Source organism: Bradyrhizobium sp. 149, from assembly GCF_023073915.1.
In the GTDB taxonomy this organism is placed as follows: domain Bacteria; phylum Pseudomonadota; class Alphaproteobacteria; order Rhizobiales; family Xanthobacteraceae; genus Bradyrhizobium.
The window spans coordinates 194,211-212,296 of sequence record NZ_JADPKK010000022.1 but is presented as its reverse complement, the minus strand read 5'-3'; the positions used below and the strand labels follow the sequence as shown (position 1 = coordinate 212,296).

The 18,086-nt window shown below is 65.3% G+C and carries 18 protein-coding genes; 10 read left to right on the top strand and 8 right to left on the bottom strand.

Annotated elements, in window-relative coordinates:
• Positions 1-3: 3 nt before the first annotated feature.
• Complete coding sequence (locus IVA88_RS18570) at positions 4-927, top strand: AEC family transporter (RefSeq protein WP_247498678.1); 924 nt, start codon at positions 4-6, stop codon at positions 925-927.
• Between the two features lie 12 nt (positions 928-939).
• On the opposite strand, the gene IVA88_RS18565 is transcribed toward IVA88_RS18570, so the two are convergent.
• From IVA88_RS18565 to IVA88_RS18555, 3 genes are read right to left on the bottom strand one after another with little or no spacing between them, the layout of a single operon-like run.
• Positions 940-1,704 carry a CPBP family intramembrane glutamic endopeptidase gene (locus IVA88_RS18565; RefSeq protein WP_247498677.1) on the bottom strand — a complete coding sequence of 255 codons (765 nt, stop codon included), beginning with the start codon at positions 1,702-1,704 and terminating at the stop codon, positions 940-942.
• A gap of 57 nt (positions 1,705-1,761) precedes the next feature.
• Positions 1,762-3,405 (bottom strand): acyl-CoA dehydrogenase family protein, encoded by a 1,644-nt coding sequence (locus tag IVA88_RS18560; RefSeq protein WP_247498676.1) that lies wholly within the window; start codon positions 3,403-3,405, stop codon positions 1,762-1,764.
• 19 nt (positions 3,406-3,424) lie between these two features.
• Positions 3,425-4,174, bottom strand: a complete 750-nt coding sequence (locus tag IVA88_RS18555) for a M15 family metallopeptidase (RefSeq protein ID WP_247498675.1) — start codon at positions 4,172-4,174, stop codon at positions 3,425-3,427.
• Positions 4,175-4,398: 224 nt separating this feature from the next.
• Between IVA88_RS18555 and IVA88_RS18550 the strand changes: the two genes are divergently transcribed.
• The 4 genes from IVA88_RS18550 (at position 4,399) to IVA88_RS18535 (ending at position 8,684) form a co-directional block, all read left to right on the top strand.
• On the top strand, positions 4,399-5,346 hold the full coding sequence (locus IVA88_RS18550) for an aspartate carbamoyltransferase catalytic subunit (RefSeq protein ID WP_247498674.1): 948 nt from the start codon (positions 4,399-4,401) through the stop codon (positions 5,344-5,346).
• Positions 5,347-5,351: 5 nt separating this feature from the next.
• Entirely contained in the window at positions 5,352-6,653 is a 1,302-nt protein-coding gene (locus IVA88_RS18545) for a dihydroorotase (protein ID WP_247500345.1), read from the top strand.
• Between the two features lie 62 nt (positions 6,654-6,715).
• A complete protein-coding gene (plsY, locus tag IVA88_RS18540) occupies positions 6,716-7,312 on the top strand; it encodes a glycerol-3-phosphate 1-O-acyltransferase PlsY (RefSeq protein WP_247498673.1) in 597 nt (198 codons plus the stop codon).
• Positions 7,313-7,457: 145 nt separating this feature from the next.
• Positions 7,458-8,684 (top strand): patatin-like phospholipase family protein, encoded by a 1,227-nt coding sequence (locus IVA88_RS18535; protein ID WP_247498672.1) that lies wholly within the window; start codon positions 7,458-7,460, stop codon positions 8,682-8,684.
• On the opposite strand, the gene IVA88_RS18530 is transcribed toward IVA88_RS18535, so the two are convergent.
• Complete coding sequence (locus tag IVA88_RS18530) at positions 8,676-9,920, bottom strand: amidase (RefSeq protein ID WP_247498671.1); 1,245 nt, start codon at positions 9,918-9,920, stop codon at positions 8,676-8,678. The genes IVA88_RS18535 and IVA88_RS18530 overlap by 9 nt on opposite strands.
• Positions 9,921-10,010: 90 nt before the next feature.
• On the opposite strand from IVA88_RS18530, the gene dprA reads away from it, so the two are divergent.
• The gene (dprA, locus tag IVA88_RS18525) at positions 10,011-11,153 is read left to right on the top strand and encodes a DNA-processing protein DprA (protein WP_247498670.1); all 1,143 of its coding nucleotides are present in this window, start codon (positions 10,011-10,013) and stop codon (positions 11,151-11,153) included.
• Positions 11,154-11,209: 56 nt separating this feature from the next.
• On the opposite strand, the gene IVA88_RS18520 is transcribed toward dprA, so the two are convergent.
• On the bottom strand, positions 11,210-11,617 hold the full coding sequence (locus IVA88_RS18520; RefSeq protein WP_247498669.1) for a helix-turn-helix domain-containing protein: 408 nt from the start codon (positions 11,615-11,617) through the stop codon (positions 11,210-11,212).
• Positions 11,618-11,700: 83 nt separating this feature from the next.
• On the opposite strand from IVA88_RS18520, the gene IVA88_RS18515 reads away from it, so the two are divergent.
• Entirely contained in the window at positions 11,701-12,309 is a 609-nt protein-coding gene (locus tag IVA88_RS18515; RefSeq protein WP_247498668.1) for an FMN-dependent NADH-azoreductase, read from the top strand.
• A gap of 72 nt (positions 12,310-12,381) precedes the next feature.
• On the opposite strand, the gene IVA88_RS18510 is transcribed toward IVA88_RS18515, so the two are convergent.
• The gene (locus tag IVA88_RS18510; protein WP_247498667.1) at positions 12,382-12,564 is read right to left on the bottom strand and encodes a hypothetical protein; all 183 of its coding nucleotides are present in this window, start codon (positions 12,562-12,564) and stop codon (positions 12,382-12,384) included.
• A gap of 176 nt (positions 12,565-12,740) precedes the next feature.
• Complete coding sequence (locus IVA88_RS18505; protein WP_247498666.1) at positions 12,741-13,514, bottom strand: SDR family oxidoreductase; 774 nt, start codon at positions 13,512-13,514, stop codon at positions 12,741-12,743.
• Between the two features lie 119 nt (positions 13,515-13,633).
• Between IVA88_RS18505 and IVA88_RS18500 the strand changes: the two genes are divergently transcribed.
• Positions 13,634-14,101, top strand: coding sequence for a helix-turn-helix domain-containing protein (locus IVA88_RS18500; RefSeq protein ID WP_247498665.1), 468 nt, complete (start codon positions 13,634-13,636; stop codon positions 14,099-14,101).
• A 167-nt stretch (positions 14,102-14,268) separates the two neighbouring features.
• Positions 14,269-14,823 (top strand): flavodoxin family protein, encoded by a 555-nt coding sequence (locus tag IVA88_RS18495; RefSeq protein WP_247498664.1) that lies wholly within the window; start codon positions 14,269-14,271, stop codon positions 14,821-14,823.
• A 40-nt stretch (positions 14,824-14,863) separates the two neighbouring features.
• Here IVA88_RS18495 and IVA88_RS18490 read toward each other — a convergent pair whose 3' ends face one another.
• Positions 14,864-15,103 carry a hypothetical protein gene (locus IVA88_RS18490; RefSeq protein ID WP_247498663.1) on the bottom strand — a complete coding sequence of 80 codons (240 nt, stop codon included), beginning with the start codon at positions 15,101-15,103 and terminating at the stop codon, positions 14,864-14,866.
• Between the two features lie 227 nt (positions 15,104-15,330).
• On the opposite strand from IVA88_RS18490, the gene topA reads away from it, so the two are divergent.
• The gene (gene topA, locus IVA88_RS18485; RefSeq protein ID WP_247498662.1) at positions 15,331-18,081 is read left to right on the top strand and encodes a type I DNA topoisomerase; all 2,751 of its coding nucleotides are present in this window, start codon (positions 15,331-15,333) and stop codon (positions 18,079-18,081) included.
• The last annotated feature ends 5 nt before the right edge of the window (positions 18,082-18,086 follow it).

The window sequence follows — 18,086 nt, the reverse complement described above, 5'->3', positions numbered from 1 at the left end:
TCCATGGCCGTCGTGATCGCGGCGCTGCTCCCCGTCTTCATTCTCATCGTGCTCGGCGTGGTGCTGAAGCGCAGCCTGATGCGGCTCGACACGCAATGGAACGGGCTGGAGCGACTGACCTATTTCGTGCTGTTCCCGATGCTGCTGATCCAGACCCTGGTGAAGGCCGATCTCTCAAATGTGCCGGTCGCCGGCGTCGGCGGGGCGCTGCTGCTGTCGGCGCTCGCGATGTCGCTGCTCTGCCTCGCCCTCCGCCCGGCGCTCGCGCGCCTCGAGATCGACGGCCCCGCCTTCACCTCGATCTTCCAGGGCGCGATCCGCTGGCAGACCTATGTGGCGCTATCCGTCTCCGCCAACATGTTCGGCGATACCGGGCTGGCGCTCGCCTCGGTCGCGATGGTGGCGATCATTCCGCTGGTCAACGTCCTCAGCGTCGCGGTGCTCGCGCACTACGCAGCGCCGGAGAAGCAATCCGTGCGCGCCGTCGTCATGACGGTTGTTGGCAATCCCCTGATCTGGGCCTGCGCGATCGGCCTCGTCATCAACGTCATTCACCTGCCGCTGCCGAAGATCTGGCATGAGGTGGCCGACGCACTGGGCCGCTCCTCCCTCGCCATCGGCCTGCTCGTCACCGGCGCCGGCCTGCATCTTGAAGGCCTGCTCCGCCCCAGCGCGGGCGCCGCCATCGGCGTGGTGTTCAAGCTGGTCCTGATGCCCGTGGTCGCGCTGGTGCTCGCCGTCTGGTTCGGACTGTCCGGCGACAGCCTCGCGATCGTCGCGATCTGCGCTGCGGTGCCGACCTCGACCAGCGCCTATGTGCTGGCCCGCCAGATGGGCGGCGATGCGCCGCTGCTGGCGCAGATCATCACGCTGCAGACGATTTTGGCGGCGATCACGATGCCGATTGCGATCGCGCTGGTGGCCTGAGGCGGCGGACGACTAGACACCCAGCCACATCGTCAGCACCACGGCGGTCATGTTGTTCAGCGCGTGCAATATGATCGTTAGCCACAGCGACTGGCTACGGTAGCGCATGTAGCCGAGCCACAATCCGATCGAAAAGACGCCGACGAGGAAATAGAGATTGTATTGCAGATGCACGGACGTCCACAGCAGCGTCGTCAGCAGGATGGCGCCGGGCACGCGCAAGAAGGTCTCCGACCAACCGCGGTAGAGGAATCCGCGCGCGATCAGTTCCTCCGACATCGGCGCGGCGAAGCTGAAGGAGAACAGAAGCATCAGCGCAGCACCCTTCTCGCGGCCGGATTTCAGGAGATCGGTCATGACGCCCGGCGTCGCATCGCGGCCTAGCGCGCGCGACATCGTCTCCCAAACTACCGCAATCAGAACAAGACCGAGCGCGCCGAATAGAAGCTGTTTCCAGGATGGCCAGCGCAGTGCGAGGTATTCGAGGAAAGACATCCCCTTGATTCGGACAGCGAGCCACACCACAGCAAGAGTCGTCGGCAGGCCCATGGTCACAGACAGCGCAAGCGTCGCAGGCTCCCGACCAACACGCTCCAGAGATGCCAATGTCATAGGGTCGCCGCGATCCCATACCAAATAGACGACTGCGCCGATCTGGCCGACGAACATCGCGACAAACGCCACGATGCCCCACAAGGCGGTGCCCAGGAATTTCCAGACGCGCGGCGCCGCAGGCGTGACGGTAAGCGGCGGATAGTCGAGATTGAGGGAGTCCATTGGGGGCTTTCGTTAAAAGCAGTCTATCGAGCGATCGTCATGCCCAGCATGCCCGGTTCAAGGCAGCGCCCGCTCCAGCAGTGCACGCACCTCACCGCTCTCCAGGTCCACCGCGCCATACATGCTGGCGTGGTTAGTCGCGAGCCGAGTGACGGCGAACAGCTCGGCCTGGCGGGGCGACACAGCGTTGAGCGCGGCGGCTGCGGCAAGTAGGGCCAGCTTCTCGACCGCAAGCCGCGCGACGCGCTCGCCGTCCGCCCGGCGGAAGCTCTCGCCGATGAAAGAGATCGCCTCGCCTGCTCCGGACAAGCCCTTCGTCTCAGCCGCAAGTCCTTGCAGCACCGCCATCGCCGCATCCGGCTCGCGCGAGAGCGCGCGCAGCACGTCGAGGCACATCACATTGCCCGAGCCTTCCCAGATCGCGTTGACCGGCGCCTCCCGGTAGTGCCGTGCCAGGATGCCGTCCTCGACATAGCCATTGCCGCCGAGGCACTCCATCGCCTCATAGAGAAAGGCCGGCGCGCTCTTGCAGGTCCAGTATTTGATCGCCGGCGTGAGCAGCCGTATGTAGGCGGCGTCCGCCGCATCGTGCGGCGTGCGGTCGAAGGCGCGGCAGAGCCGCATAATCAGCGCGACGCTCGCCTCGACATGCAGCGCCATGTCCGACAGCACCGCCTGCATCAAGGGCTGATCGGCAAGATGCTTCTGGAACACGCTGCGGTGACGGCTGTGATGCAGCGCGTGCGCGAGCCCCGAGCGCATCAGGCCGACGGAGGCGATTGCGCAATCCTGGCGCGTAAGCTGCACCATCTGGATGATGGTGCGGATGCCCTTGCCCTCCTCGCCGACGGCTTGCGCATAGGCGCCGACGAACTCGACCTCGGACGAGGCATTGGAGCGGTTGCCGAGCTTGTCCTTCAGACGCTGAAACTGGATCGCGTTGACCGAGCCATCAGGTGCAAACCGGGGCATGAAGAAGCAGGTCAGCCCCTGCTCCGCCTGCGCCAGCACCAAAAACGCATCGCACATCGGCGCCGACATGAACCATTTGTGGCCGGTGATGCGATAGGCGTCCCGATCGCGCACCGCCCGCGTCATGTTGGCGCGCACGTCGGTGCCGCCCTGCTTCTCGGTCATTCCCATGCCGAGTGTCATGCCGCGCTTGTCCCACCACGGCGCGAAGGTGGGATCATAGCTCTTCCTCGACAGCACCGGCATCACCTTGCCGAGCAGATCAGGCTGCATCGCCAGCGCCGCGACGGAGGCGCGCGTCATCGTGATCGGACAGAGATGCCCTGTCTCGACTTGCGCGGCGATGTAGAATTTTGCCGCACGAATGACCTCGGCACCATCGCCCGCAGGCTTTCCATCCGTCGTCCATGTCGAATTATGCAGGCCGGCATGCGCGCTGTGCGCCATCAGCTCGTGGTAGGCGGGATGAAACTCGACCTGGTCGCGGCGGTTGCCCTTGGAATCGAAGGTCCGCAGCTTCGGCGTGTTCTCGTTCGCGACGCGCCCGCGGTCGGCCATCGCGGCCGAGCCCCAATGCCTCCCGAACTCCGACAGCGCTCGTTCCGCCGCCGCGCCGCCATTGGCCTTCACCGCCTCGACGAGCGGCCGATCCATGGCGAACAAGTCGACGTCTTCGAGCGGCGGCGACTGGTTGAAGACCTCGTGAGTCGCGAAGCTGGGCTGGGTCATCTTGTTCCTCGGCGCAGGATCAGTTCCGCCGCGGCGGAATCGGGAAATCATAGGCCGCCCCACCCGCCCCCGGCAGGGAAAAATGCCACCACTCTTTCGAATAGTTCACAAAGCCTTGCTTGGCCATCGCAGCCACCAGTTGCTTGCGCCAGGCGCGCTGGCCCGGATTGATCGACGGTGCGGCGGTATGCCCTTTCACGTCGGTGCAGTCGTAACCCGTGCCCATGTCGACGCTGCCCTCCGGCGGGCGCGCCTCGACCGGCGCGGTGCAGTCCGCGTAGGCCTTTGACGGGTCGTATTTGCCTGAATTGTCGGCTTTGAGATCGACCAGGGTGAGATCGAGCGCCGCGCCCGTGGAATGCTGCGAGCGGCTTGCGATGTAGCCGAGGCGGAACAGTTCGGTCTTGGGAATCTTGGGATTGTAGCGCCGCTCGGCGGCCGTCTCGTGGCCGTTCTGCGACCACCTGACCATGTCGAGCGAGGCCCGCGCCGGCCGGTAGCAGTCGAACATCTTCAGCGAGAGATTTTGGGGCGCCAGTTCCTGCTGAACCGCCTTCAGCCGCAGCCCCACCTCCCGCTTCACCACGCATTCGCCCGCACCATAGCCGGCGAGCGGACGGCCAACGAAATTGTTCGAGGTGGCGTAGCGGATGTCCTGGACGATGGTGGGGTCGATGTCGCGCAAATAGACGAAACCGCCGGGCAGCGATTGGGCGTGGGCGGCGCTAATCGTGATTGCGGCTAACAGCGCTGTTACAATTGTTTTCACAGAAGTTCTCACATCGTGATGCCCGGGCTTGTCCCGGCCATCCACGTCCTTTTGCGTCAAATGCGATAGAGATCGTGGATGCCCGGGACAAGCCCGGGCATGACGGAGAAAAACGCCAGCAGCTCCAGGCCGCGTCGTGCCACGCCGACAGATCAGGGGATAACTCCCCGCCCCGGCATTGGCCCTTGCCCCCCCAGCCATCCCCGCCTATAGCTCTCGCTTTAATGACATCAAAATCGACCTTCGTCCTCGGCCACCGGCACTTGCTGGGCATCGAGGGCCTTTCCGCGGCCGACATCACCGGCCTCCTCGACCTGTCCGAAGAATATGTCGAGCTCAACCGCCAGGTTGACAAGAAGCGCACCGTCCTGCGTGGACGGACGCAGGTGAACCTCTTCTTCGAGGCTTCCACCCGGACCCAATCGTCGTTCGAGCTCGCCGGCAAACGGCTGGGCGCCGACGTCATGAACATGTCGGTGTCCTCCTCGTCCATGAAAAAGGGCGAGACGCTGATCGACACCGCGGTGACGCTGAATGCCATGCACCCGGATATTCTGGTGGTCCGGCATCACGCCTCCGGCGCCGTGGAACTCCTGGCCCGCAAAGTTGACGGTTCCGTGGTCAATGCCGGCGACGGCGCCCACGAGCATCCCACCCAAGCGCTGCTGGATGCCCTCACCATCCGCCGCAACAAGGGCCGCATCGAGGGCCTCGTCGTCGCGATCTGCGGCGACGTGCTGCATTCGCGCGTCGCCCGCTCCAACATCATCCTGCTCAACACCATGGGCGCGCGCGTCCGTGTCGTCGGCCCCTCCACGCTGCTGCCGCCGGGGCTGGAACGGATGGGCGTCGAAGTCGCGCGCGACATGCGCGAGGGGCTCAACGGCGCGGACATCGTCATGATGCTGCGGCTCCAGCGCGAGCGCATGAATGGCTCCTTCGTGCCCTCGTCATCCGAATACTTCCATTATTTCGGGCTCGACCAGAAGAAGCTCGCCTACGCCAAGCCGGACGCGCTCGTGATGCATCCCGGTCCCATGAACCGCGGTGTGGAGATCGACTCAGCTGTGGCCGACGGCGCACAGTCCCTGATCCGCGAACAGGTGGAGATGGGCGTCGCCGTGCGCATGGCCGTGCTGGAAGCGCTCGCCCGCAACCTGCCGAACGCGTGATGCCCATGTTGACCGATCGACGACCTATCCTGCTTGCCAATGCCCGCGTCGTCGACCCCTCCCGGGATTTCGATGGTCCCGGCGACGTCCTGATCGCCGACGGCACCATCCGCGAGACCCGACGCGGCATCGGCGCTGCCGGCGTCCCCGAGGGCACCGACATCGTCAACTGCTCCGGCAAGATCGTCGCCCCCGGCCTGATCGACATGCGCGCCTTTGTCGGGGAACCCGGCTTCAGCCATCGCGAGACGTTTGCTTCGGCGAGCCAGGCGGCGGCGACCGGCGGCGTCACCACCATCATCTGCCAGCCCGCGACCGAGCCCGTCATCGACAATTCCGCGACCGTCGACTTCGTGATGCGCCGCGCCCGCGACACCGCGATCGTCAACATTCTGCCGATGGCGGCGCTCACCAAAGGCATGCGCGGCGAGGAGATGACCGAGTTCGGTCTCCTGAAGGCCGCCGGAGCGGTCGCCTTCAGCGACGGCGACAGAAGTGTCACCAACGCGCAGGTGATGCGCTGGGCGCTGACCTACGCGCGCGATTTCGACGCGCTGATCGTGCATTATACCGAGGACCCCAAGCTCGTCGGCGAAGGCGTGATGAACGAGGGCGAGTTCGCTACGAGGCTTGGCCTGATGGGCATCCCGAACGCGGCGGAGGCCGTGATGCTGGAGCGCGACATGCGCCTCGTCGCGCTCACCGGCGGTCGCTATCATGCGGCCTCGCTGTCCTGCACGGATTCGCTCGAGATCCTCAAACGCGCCCGCGATGCCGGGCTGCCCGTCACCGCGTCGGTCTCGATCAACCACCTCGCGCTGAACGAGAACGACATCGGTCCCTACCGGACGTTTCTGAAGCTGTCGCCGCCGCTGCGCACCGAGGACGACCGCCGCGCACTGGTCGCAGCCGTCGCCTCCGGCCTCCTCGACGTCATCATGTCCGACCACAATCCGCAGGACGTCGAGGGCAAGCGCCTGCCGTTCGCGGAGGCCGCGCCCGGTGCCGTCGGGCTCGAAACCATGCTCCCGGCGGGATTGCGGCTCATGCATAATGGTGAGGTGGAACTGAAGACGCTGATCCGGGCGATGTCGACGCGGCCGGCCGAAATCCTGGGCTTGCCTGGCGGAACGCTGCGCGCAGGTGCCCCGGCGGACGTCATCGTGATCGATCCCGATACACCCTGGGTGGTCGATCCCGCCGACCTCAAATCGCCCTGCAAGAACACGCCGTTCGACGAAGCCCGCTTTACAGGCCGCGTGGTGCGCACCATTGTCGGCGGACGGACGGTGTACGAGCATGTCTGACGTGCAAGATCATGCGTGGCGTCTCGGTTCGACCTTCAGATTCAGCCATTGGAGATGCGGCCATGGGGCTTGAAGCATTCCTGCCGGTGGCTTTCGTCATCGGCTACCTGTTCGGCTCGATCCCGTTCGGGCTGATTTTGACCAAGCTTGGCGGCACGCAGGATCTGCGCTCGATCGGTTCCGGCAGTATCGGCGCCACCAACGTGCTGCGCACGGGGCGCAAGGGCCTTGCCGCGGCAACCCTGCTGTTCGACGCGCTCAAGGGCACTGTTGCGGTGGTGATCGCCGGTTACATTGCTGGCCCCAATGCCGCGATGCTGGCCGGGCTCGGCGCCTTCCTCGGCCATCTTTTTCCGGTCTGGCTGAAGTTCCGCGGCGGCAAGGGTGTCGCCGTCTATATCGGCATCATGCTCGGGCTGTTCTGGCCGGCCGCGCTGGTGTTCTGCCTGCTCTGGCTGGCGACCGCCTTCACCGCCCGCTATTCCTCGCTCTCAGCCCTGGTGGCATCGTTCATCACCCCGCTGTTCCTGTTGTGGTTCGGTCAGCCCGCGCTCGCAGCGCTGGCTGCGGTGCTGACGCTGCTGCTGTTCTACGCACATCGCGAGAACATCAAGCGATTGCAATCGGGCAAGGAAAGCCGGATCGGTGAGAAGGCATAAGCCGGGAATCCACGGATACCGCGATACCCCTTCTGCATTATATCCCAAATCCTGTTCGCAACTTGCCGCCGAATCACGGCTGTATGGTGGAACGGGTTCCTGGCTTGGCCCTGATCGTGGGCATGCCTCTACGCGGTTGCTCAGAATGAGCGAGAAGATTGTCGGCGCACAACACGAGGGCGATTTGCAAGGTGCTGCGCGCACCGCGGCAAGCCGGCTACTCTCGACGACGGATATCTGGTCCGACGGTCCCTCGCCGCTGGTCGCTCCCAAGCCTGCTTCCGTCCCGTCACCATTGCGCGAGCCCGATCCAATCGTGGAAGCGCGGAAATCAGTCGAAATTGTAACTGTCGCCGCGCCCATCGCGCGCGATCAGGCGGCAAAGCCATGGCCGCCGAAGCAATGGCCGCCGCAAAAATTGTCGCTGGCACTTCAGGGCGGCGGCACCTTCGCCGCTTTCACCTGGGGCGTGCTGGAGCGCCTGCTCGAAGAGCCGTCCATCGCGATCGACACCATCAGCGGCGCGAGCGCCGGCGCCATCAACGCGCTGCTGCTCGCCTCCGGTTTCGCCGAGGGTGGCCGTGAAGGCGCGCGCGCGCGGCTGAACCGGTTCTGGATCCGGCTGATGCACGAGGCCTCGTTCCGATCGCTGATGCTGATCGGCGGCTTCTCGCCGGCGGGAAGCTCGGTCGCGTTCGGTCCGACCCTGCGCTCCGGCCAGTTCGATCCGTTCGATCTCGATCCGCTGCGGCAGGCGCTGTCGCGCGACATCAACTTTTCCGCATTGCGCGACGCGCGCTGCCCGAAGCTGCTGATCGCGGCGACGCGAATCCGCGACGGGCAGCAGCAGATTTTTCGCAACGACGCCGTTACCGCCGATGTGGCGCTGGCCTCGACCTGTCCGCCGCTGGTTCACTGCGCGGTGGAGATCGACGGCGAGGCTTATTGGGACGGCGGCCTCGGCGGCAATCCGCCTCTGCTGCGGCTCGTGCAGGATACTGCGAGTACCGAAATCCTGCTGGTCCAGGTCACGCCGGCGCGCGACAGCTACGTGCCGATCACGCTCGCCGCGATCGACCGCAGGCTGGACCAGATCGCGGCCAACGCCGCCCTCAATGCCGAGATCGCGGCGCTCGAATGGGCGCAATCGCAGGCCGCATCGTCGTTGCGGCTCTCCAGGATCGCGGCGGAAGATTTCGTCGACGGCCTGGCGCAGCGCTCGTCCACCGATCTCGGGCGCGGCTTCATTCGCGCGCTTCACCGCAGCGGCCGCGAGGCCGCCGGGCGCTGGCTCAAGCAAGGTGCGGATCACCGCGCAGCGCCGGCCGCATCCGGCCAGCACATCGTTGCCCGCGAACCTGCGCTAGCCTGATTTCGCCAGCGCCTGCTCCAGGAACCACGCCGTCGCCAGCGCCTGCGCGTCGTTGCCGAAGCGCGCGATCACCTGCACGCCGATCGGCAGGCCATTGACCTTGAGCACCGGTACGTTGACGCAAGGATTGCCCATCAGCGTCCAGAGCCTGTTGTAGCGAGGGTCGCCGGTGGAGGCGAGGTCCTTGGCCGGCGGCGTGCCCGGCGCCGAATAGGTCAAGAGCACGTCGAAACGCCCGAACACCTCGCCAAGCTCGCGGCGGCCGCGACGGCTGATCCGACGCGCCTCGTCGTAATCCTTTGGCGTCAGACCGACCGTCGCATCGAGGCTGGCGCGCAGCATCGGCGCGATCTCGTCGTGGCGTTCGGAAAACTCCCAGGCGAGCGCGCGATGCGCCTCAAAATCCTGGATGATCGGGTGGATGCGCCAGGCCTCCTGCACCGCATCCGGCAGATCGATGGTCTGCACGCTGGCCCCGGCCTTCTCGGCGGCCTTGATCGCGGCTTGCAGCCCCTCTTCCGCGGCCGGCTCCACGGCGCCGGCAAACTCCTGCCTGACCACGCCGATGCGTGGCGCCCTCGCCGGCGCGATGCCGGAGAACTCCGCACGTCCCGTCATCGCCAGCAATCCGCGCGCGAGATCTTCGGCGCGCGCCCCGAACAGGCCGACCGTGTCGAGCGCCCACGAATAGCATTTCACGCCGACCGTCGGCAGCATGCGAAACGACGGCTTGATCGCGGCGGTCCCGCAATAGGCCGCAGGCCGGATCACCGAGCCGCCGGTCTGGGTGCCCAGCGCCAGCGGGATCATGCCGGCGCCGACGGCCGCGGCCGAACCCGAGGACGAGCCGCCCGGCGTATGGCCGAGATTATGCGGGTTGAGTGTCGGGGTCGGATCGCGCGAGGCGAACGCCGTGGTCGTGGTCTTGCCGATGATGGTGGCGCCCGCCCGCTTCAGCATCATGACGACAGGCGCGTCGCTGCGCGGCTGCCAGCCGCGATAGATCGATGATCCCATCTCGGTCGGGAAATCGGCGGTGTCGATGATGTCCTTGATCCCGACTGCGATGCCGCGCAGCGGGCCGGAAGCTTGCGCCTTCGCGGACTTATCGTGACGGACGAAGGCGTGGACGTCCTTCTCCTTAGCCTCGATCGCCGCATGCGACTGAGCGATGGCGGCCTCAGGCGAAAGCTCGCCCGCTTCGATGCGGCGCTGGAGATCGGCGAGTGAGATCATGGCAATACCCTTCTTATTGGGATCGCTTTTAGCATCGCGCCGAGGTCGCGCAAGCGCACGGAGCTGTTGCCCACGCCCTCAGGTTGTTCCATGCTGTGCCTGCAAGGAGCCGCCGTGGACGCCATCAATTCGAGCGTAGAGCTGACCGAGGCCGACAGGGTCGACCGCCTGCGGCTGATCCGGTCCGACAATGTCGGGCCGCGCACCTTCCGCTCGCTGGTCGATCATTTCGGCACGGCGCGCGCCGCGCTGGAGCGGCTGCCGGATCTCGCGCGCCGCGGCGGTGCGCAGCGATCGGCGCGCATCTGCAGCGCCGATGAGGCGAAGGCCGAGCTCGCGGCAAGTCGCAAGTTCGGAATTGCCTGGCTCGCGCCCGGCGAGGACGGCTATCCGGCGCGGCTGGCGACCCTCGACGATGCGCCGCCGCTGCTTGCCGTGCGCGGCGACTGTGCAACGTTGATGCGGCCGATGATCGCGATCGTCGGCTCGCGCAACGCCTCCGGTGCAGGCTTGAAATTCGCCGGTCAGCTCGCCCGCGAGCTCGGTGAAGCAGGCTTTGTCACGATCTCGGGCCTCGCCCGCGGCGTCGACCAAGCCGCGCACCGCGCGAGCATCGAGAGCGGCACGATCGCCGTGCTCGCCGGCGGCCATGACTGCATCTATCCGCCCGAACATGGCGATTTGCTCACAGCGATCCTCGACCACAACGGCGCGGCGATCTCCGAGATGCCGCTCGGCCACGAGCCGCGCGCCCGCGACTTTCCCCGCCGCAACCGGTTGATCTCGGGCGCCGCGCTCGGCGTGGTCGTGGTGGAGGCGGCGCACCGCTCGGGCTCCCTGATCACCGCGCGCATGGCGGCCGAACAGGGCCGCGAAGTGTTCGCGGTGCCGGGCTCGCCGCTCGATCCGCGCGCCGCCGGCACCAACGATCTGATCAAGCAGGGCGCGACGCTTGTCACCGAAGCCGCCGACGTCGTCAACGCGATCCAGCCAATCATGGAGCGGCCGCTGATGCATCCGGCGACCGAGCCCGACAGCGAACCGTTCGAGAGCGATCCGCAAGGACACGACCGCGGCCAGATCACGGGTCTGCTCGGCCCCACGCCAATCTCGATCGACGATCTCGTGCGGATGTCCGGCGCCTCGCCCGCGATCGTCCGCACAGTGCTGCTGGAGCTCGAGCTTGCCGGCCGGCTCGAGCGTCACGGCGGCGGAATGGTGTCGCTCATTTAAATATCTTGTTGACGCGTTTTCTTAACGCGAACCGGTCTCCACTTCGCTCGAAAACGCTATGGATTGCGCTGATCGAAATGCGCACGCGCGGCCTCGATCTGGACGAGATGGTCCATCGCCCATTTGCCGAGTGCCTCGACCGGTCGCGACAGCCCGCGGCCGAGATCGGTCAGCTCATAGTCCACGCGCGGCGGAATGGTCGGGAAGATCGTGCGGGTGACGAGGCCGTCGCGCTCCAGCCCGCGCAGCGTCAAGGTCAGCATCCGCTGCGAGATGCCGTTGATCATCCGCTTCAGCTCGTTGAAACGCTTCGGCCCGTCGCCGAGCATCATGATAACGAACACGCTCCATTTGTCGCCAACGCGGGACAGCACGGAGGCCACGCCGCGGCAGTCCGCATGGTCGGGATTCGGCCTCGGTGAGGCAGGCAAATCGATGTGCTCAAGTTTCAAGGATGTGTCCATGGCTCAAAAAAGTGCGTTCTTGCGAGGATTTTGATAGTCACTCATGTAGCTCTGGTTACAAACATATACCAGGGTGATCCCGAATGAAACTTCTCCATATCGACTCCAGCGTGCTCGGCCCCCACTCCGTCTCCCGGCAGGTCTCCGCCGCCGTCGTCGACCGGCTCCGGCAGGCGACACCGTCGCTGGATATCGTCTATCGCGACCTGACCCAGAGCCCGCTCGCCCACCTCTCCGGCTCCCATCTTGCCGCCGCGCAAGGCGCACCTGCGCCGGCGGAACTCGGCCCCGACCTCGCCGCCAGCAAGGCCGTACTGGATGAGTTCCTTGCCGCCGATATCGTCGTGATCGGCGCGCCGATGTACAATTTCACGATTCCGAGCCAGCTCAAGGCATGGATCGACCGTGTCCTGGTGGCGGGGAAGACGTTCAGCTACGGGGCGAACGGACCGCAGGGTCTTGCCGGTGGCAAGCGCGTGATCGTCGCGATCTCGCGCGGGGGCTATTACGGCGCGGACTCGCCGGCCGCGTCGCTGGAGCATCTCGAAACGTATTTGCGCGGCGTATTCGGCTTCATGGGCATTCATCACCCCGAATTCATCATCGCCGATGGCATCCAGGTCGGGCCGGAGCATCGCGAGAAGTCGCTCGCAAACGCGCTTCAGGCGGCAACCAGCCTCCGCCCGGCTTGAGGCAACGCGCACATCATCAGTCGCCGCTACATCGCCTGCGGCGGCTGATCGAACGGTGCGCGGTCCGCGAGGCTAAAACCAGGCGCCCTGAATGCCAAGGATGACGGCGACGAGCGAAACGAACAGGCCGATGCCGGCAAAAAGAGCCACCCCGATGAACTCGGAGGTGTCGGAACGCTTGGCGGGAACGGTGGAGTTTTCGGTGTAAATACGCGGTGCTGAAATCGGAGAAACAATACGAGCTGCCTTTGGCATTTCGGGCTCCCTTGAAAATGAGGCTTCGTAACCCTGCCGTAAAAGTGTCTTGGCAGCGCGAGCGAAGGTTCAACGCCTCGCGCAAGGTTCAGAAAATACAGCTCGCGCGAGGTGGGGAACCGGCCGACGCAACCGCTTACGGCTGCGCCGACCGATTCAATTTGCGCCAAAACGAATCAGCCGCGATAGATCGGCGCGCCGCTCGGAGAGGCAACCGCGCCGCCGTCAACGAAGATTTCCTGGCCCTGCACATGCGCGGAATCGTCGGAGGCGAGGAACAGCACCGTCTTCGCGACGTGATCTGTTTCACCAATGCGGCCAAGCGGCGTCGTCAGCGCGATCCGCTTCTCGAACGCCTTCTCCGCTTCCGGTGTTGCGGTTGCAGCCCCCCAGATCGGCGTGCGGATCGCACCGGGCGCGACCACGTTGACGCGAATGCCGCGCGGCGACAGTTCTGATGCCATGATCCGCGCCATCGCGCGCACGCCGGCCTTCGCGGCGCCGTAAGCCGAGTAGCCGGGAATGCCGAGCACTGAGATCACCGAGCCGTTGAGGATGATCGAGGCATTGTCATTGAGATGAGGCAGCGCCGACTGCACGGTGAAAAACACGCCGGTGAGGTTCGTGCTGATGACCTTCTCGAAAACCTCCAGCGTGGCCGAACCCAGCGGCGTTCCGCCGGCGATCCCGGCATTGGCGAACACGATGTCGAACTTGCCGAACTTTTCGGCGCCCTTCCTGATCGCAGCTTCGGTCGCGGCGATGTCGGTGGCGTCTGCGGCGAGCGCGAGCGCGTTCGGCCCGAGCTCCTTCGCGGCCGCCTCCAGCGTCTCCTTGTTGCGCCCGGTGATCACCACCCTGGCGCCCTCGGCCACGAACAGCTTTGCCGTTGCCAGTCCAATGCCGCTATTGCCGCCGGTGATCAGGGCCGTCTTGTTCTTCAGTCTCACGCTCGCCTCCAGTGGTTGCATCATAAAACTATGTTGCCATCTAGAGCCTGTGGTTTTATGATGCAACCACACAAGCGCGTGATGGGGTCTGAATCGGGCGAACGCGAAAGGACGAAGCGATGGTGAAACGAACGAGCTTCGAAGGCGATGCCTGTCCGATCGCACGATCGCTGGACGCGATCGGCGACTGGTGGTCGCTGCTGATCATCCGGGAGGCGCTGTTCGGCCTGCGCCGCTTCGGCGAATTTCAGAGCAAGCTCGGCATGGCCAAGAACATTCTGGCCGTGCGGCTGCGTTCACTGGTCGACCACGGCATTCTGGAAACCGCGCCCGCCTCCGACGGCAGCGCGTATCAGGAATATGTGCTGACGGAGAAGGGCCGCGGCACCTTCCCGATCCTGGTGGCGTTGCGGCAATGGAGCGAGGAATTCGACGACCATCCCGAGGAGATCACGACCATTCTGGTCGATCGCAAGAAAGGCCGCCCGGTGCGCAAGCTCGAGCTGCGCGCGGACGACGGCCGCCTGCTCACGCAGGCCGACACGACACTCAAATTGCGGCCTGCGCCGCGCCGGCGCTCGGCCTGACAGCGGCGCACCGCCACCACCCGTCATTGCGAGCGCAGCGAAGCAAATCCAGAATCACCGCAGAAGGACTCCGGATTTGCTTCGCCGCGCTGGCAATGACTGCGTTCGGGACTTGTACAAAACATCGACGACGCCGAAGATGGTTGAACACCCGAAGCGGCGCCGCCATGCCCCTGCTCGCCATCGTCTATTTTTCCATTTCCGGCACCACCGAACAGCTGGCGCATGCAATAGCGCGGGGGGCGGACGGTATGGCGGAGATCGCGTTTTGTCGGATCGTCGGCGACGACATCGTGTCGGGCCGCTTCCAGAATGACAGCCTGTTGGAGTGGATCGACCGCGCCGGGGCGGTCGCATTTGGCAGCCCGACCTACATGGGCGGGCCAGCGGCCCAATTCAAAGCCTTCGCAGACGCTTCAAGCGACCGATGGAGCAAGCAGCGATGGGCCAACAAGATCGCAGGCGGCTTCCCGACAGGTGCCTGCGCGGGTGGCGACCAGCTCCACGCGCTGACCTACTTTTCCATTCTGGCCGCCCAGCACGGCATGCTCTGGTGCGGGCTCGACATTCCAGGGGGCGAGGACCCGAGCGGTCGTAACCGGTTGGGTAGCCAGCTAGGCCTGGCGACACATTTGGCCGACGGCACGTTGCCTCAGAGCGACGTCAGAACGGCCGAGTATCTCGGCCAGCGGTTGGCCAAAATGGCAAGCCGCAACGGCTAACCTCACCCGTCATTGCCGAGGTTGAAGCAGTGCCGGACCCTCACGACAGCTTCCGCTTGCTCCGCAGCCGCAGATGCTCGTCGGCTTCCAGCTTGGTCATCCCCAGGAGATAATGCAGCACGTCGAGCTTGTGACGCTCCGCAAGCTTGCGCAACGCCCCGACCTGCTCGGCGATGAAGGCGACCGCCTCGTCAACGCCGCCCTCCCCCGGTTCCTCGTGACGCGAGCCTCCCGCCGCGCGCGATGCGGCGCCCGCCCGTTTCTTCCCTGGCCTAGTCACCAGCCCCCACCCGAATCCATGCCCCGCAGAAACATTACGCCGACATCGGCCGCAACTCAAAGGTGGTATTTTGCAACTTTCTCGATATGAAACTTTTCCCATCGAGGCGGCTTTCAACACCCCTCGATTTGACAGCGACGGCCCCACCACCCATGTTCGGGACGAAGCGGCCGACCCGAATCTCATCGAATTCGGCCCAGAATTTTCCCATAAGTTACTGGAACTACATGAATATCGTCATTGTGGAGTCGCCGGCGAAAGCCAAGACGATCAACAAGTATTTGGGCTCGTCCTACGAGGTTCTGGCCTCGTTCGGCCATGTCCGGGACTTGCCGGCGAAGAACGGCTCCGTCGATCCCGACGCCAATTTCAAGATGATCTGGGAGATCGACCCCAAGGCGGCCGGCCGGCTCAACGACATCGCAAAATCCCTGAAGGGCGCTGACCGCCTGATTCTCGCAACCGACCCCGATCGCGAGGGCGAGGCCATCTCCTGGCACGTGCTGGAGGTGCTGAAAGAGAAGCGCGCGCTCAAGGACCACAAGATCGAGCGCGTTGTGTTCAACGCCATCACCAAGCAGGCGGTCACGGACGCGATGAAGAACCCGCGCCAGATCGACGGTGCGCTGGTCGACGCGTATATGGCGCGCCGCGCGCTGGACTATCTGGTCGGCTTCACCCTCTCCCCCGTGCTGTGGCGCAAGCTGCCGGGCGCCCGCTCGGCGGGCCGGGTGCAGTCGGTGGCGCTGCGGCTGGTCTGCGACCGCGAACTGGAGATCGAGAAGTTCGTCGCGCGTGAATATTGGTCGCTGATCGCGACCCTGCTGACGCCGCGCGGCGATGCTTTCGAAGCCCGTCTGGTCGGCGCCGACGGCAAGAAGATCCAGCGCCTCGACATCGGCACCGGCGCGGAAGCGGAAGACTTTAAAAAGGCGCTGGAATCGGCGGCGTTCGCCGTCACCTCCGTCGACGCCAAGCCGGCGCGGCGCAATCCGCAGGCGCCCTTCACCACCTCGACCCTGCAGCAGGAAGCCAGCCGCAAATACGGCTTTGCGCCGGCGCACACCATGCGGATCGCGCAGCGGCTTTATGAAGGCATCGACATCGGCGGCGAGACCACCGGACTCATTACTTATATGCGGACCGACGGCGTGCAGATCGATCCGTCCGCCATCACCCAGGCGCGCAAGGTGATCGGCGAGGATTACGGCAACGCCTATGTGCCGGACGCGCCGCGCCAGTACCAGGCCAAGGCCAAGAACGCCCAGGAAGCCCACGAAGCGATCCGGCCGACCGACATGTCACGCCGCCCCGACAGCATGAGCCGCAAGCTCGATGCCGATCAGGCGAGGCTCTATGAGCTGATCTGGAAGCGCACCATCGCGAGCCAGATGGAATCGGCCGAGCTGGAACGCACGACGGTCGACATCACGGCGAAGGTTGGCGGCCGCACGCTGGACCTGCGCGCCACCGGCCAGGTCGTGAAGTTCGACGGTTTCCTCGCACTCTACCAGGAAGGCCGCGACGACGAGGAGGACGAGGATTCCCGCCGCCTGCCCGCGATGAGCCCGAACGACGCGCTGAAGCGGCAGTCGCTCGCGGTCACCCAGCACTTCACCGAGCCGCCGCCGCGCTTCTCCGAGGCCTCCCTGGTCAAGCGCATGGAAGAGCTCGGCATCGGCCGGCCCTCGACCTATGCCTCGATCCTTCAGGTCCTGAAGGACCGCGGCTACGTCAAGCTCGAGAAGAAGCGCCTGCACGGCGAGGACAAGGGCCGCGTCGTGGTCGCCTTCCTCGAAAGCTTCTTCGCCCGCTACGTCGAATACGACTTCACCGCCAACCTGGAAGAGCAGCTCGACCGCATCTCCAACAACGAGATCTCCTGGCAGCAGGTGCTGAAGGATTTCTGGACCGGCTTCATCGGCGCGGTCGACGAGATCAAGGATCTGCGCGTCGCGCAGGTGCTGGACGTGCTCGACGACATGCTCGGACAGCACATCTATCCGCCCCGCACCGATGGCGGCGACATCAGGCAGTGCCCGAGCTGCGGCAACGGCCGGCTCAATCTGAAGGCCGGCAAGTTCGGCGCCTTCGTCGGCTGCTCGAACTATCCGGAATGCCGCTACACCCGTCAGCTTGCCGCCGACGGCGAGGCCAGCGCCGACCGTTCGCTCGGCCAGGATCCCGAAACCGGCCGCGACGTCTGGGTCAAGGCCGGCCGGTTCGGACCCTACATCCAGCTCGGCGAGCCCAAGGATTATGCCGAAGGCGAGAAGCCGAAGCGGGCGGGCATTCCGAAGGGCACCTCGCCCGGCGATGTCGAGCTCGAGCTTGCGCTCAAACTGCTGTCGCTGCCGCGCGAGATCGGCAAGCATCCGGAGACCGGTGAGCCGATCACCGCAGGTCTCGGCCGCTTCGGGCCATTCGTGAAGCACGAGAAGACCTATGCCAGCCTGGAGGCCGGCGATGAGGTGTTCGACATCGGCATCAACCGCGCAGTGACGCTGATCGCGGAGAAGATCGCCAAGGGTCCGAGCCGCCGCTTCGGCGCCGATCCCGGCAAGGCGATCGGCGATCATCCGACCCTCGGCACCGTCACGGTGAAGGGCGGCCGCTACGGCGCCTATGTCACGGCCGGCGGCGTCAACGCGACGATCCCGAGCGACATCGAGAAAGACGCCATCACGCTGCCGCAGGCGATCGCGCTGATTGACGAGCGCGCGGCCAAGGGCGGCGGCAAGAAGCCGAAGAAGGCAGCGAAACCGGCCAAGGCCAAGAAAGCTACAGAGAAGGCTACAGCGAAGGCTGCGGACGGCGACGTCGCACCGAAGAAGAAGCCGGCCGCGAAGAAGGCGGCCAAAACCAAATCCGAATCCACCAGCAAGGCGCGCGCAGCCGTGTCGTCGACGGCCAAAACGTCGCCGATCAAGGCCTCCGGCGCCAAAGCTCCGGCCAAGAAGAGTGCCGGCACGACCTAGAGGTT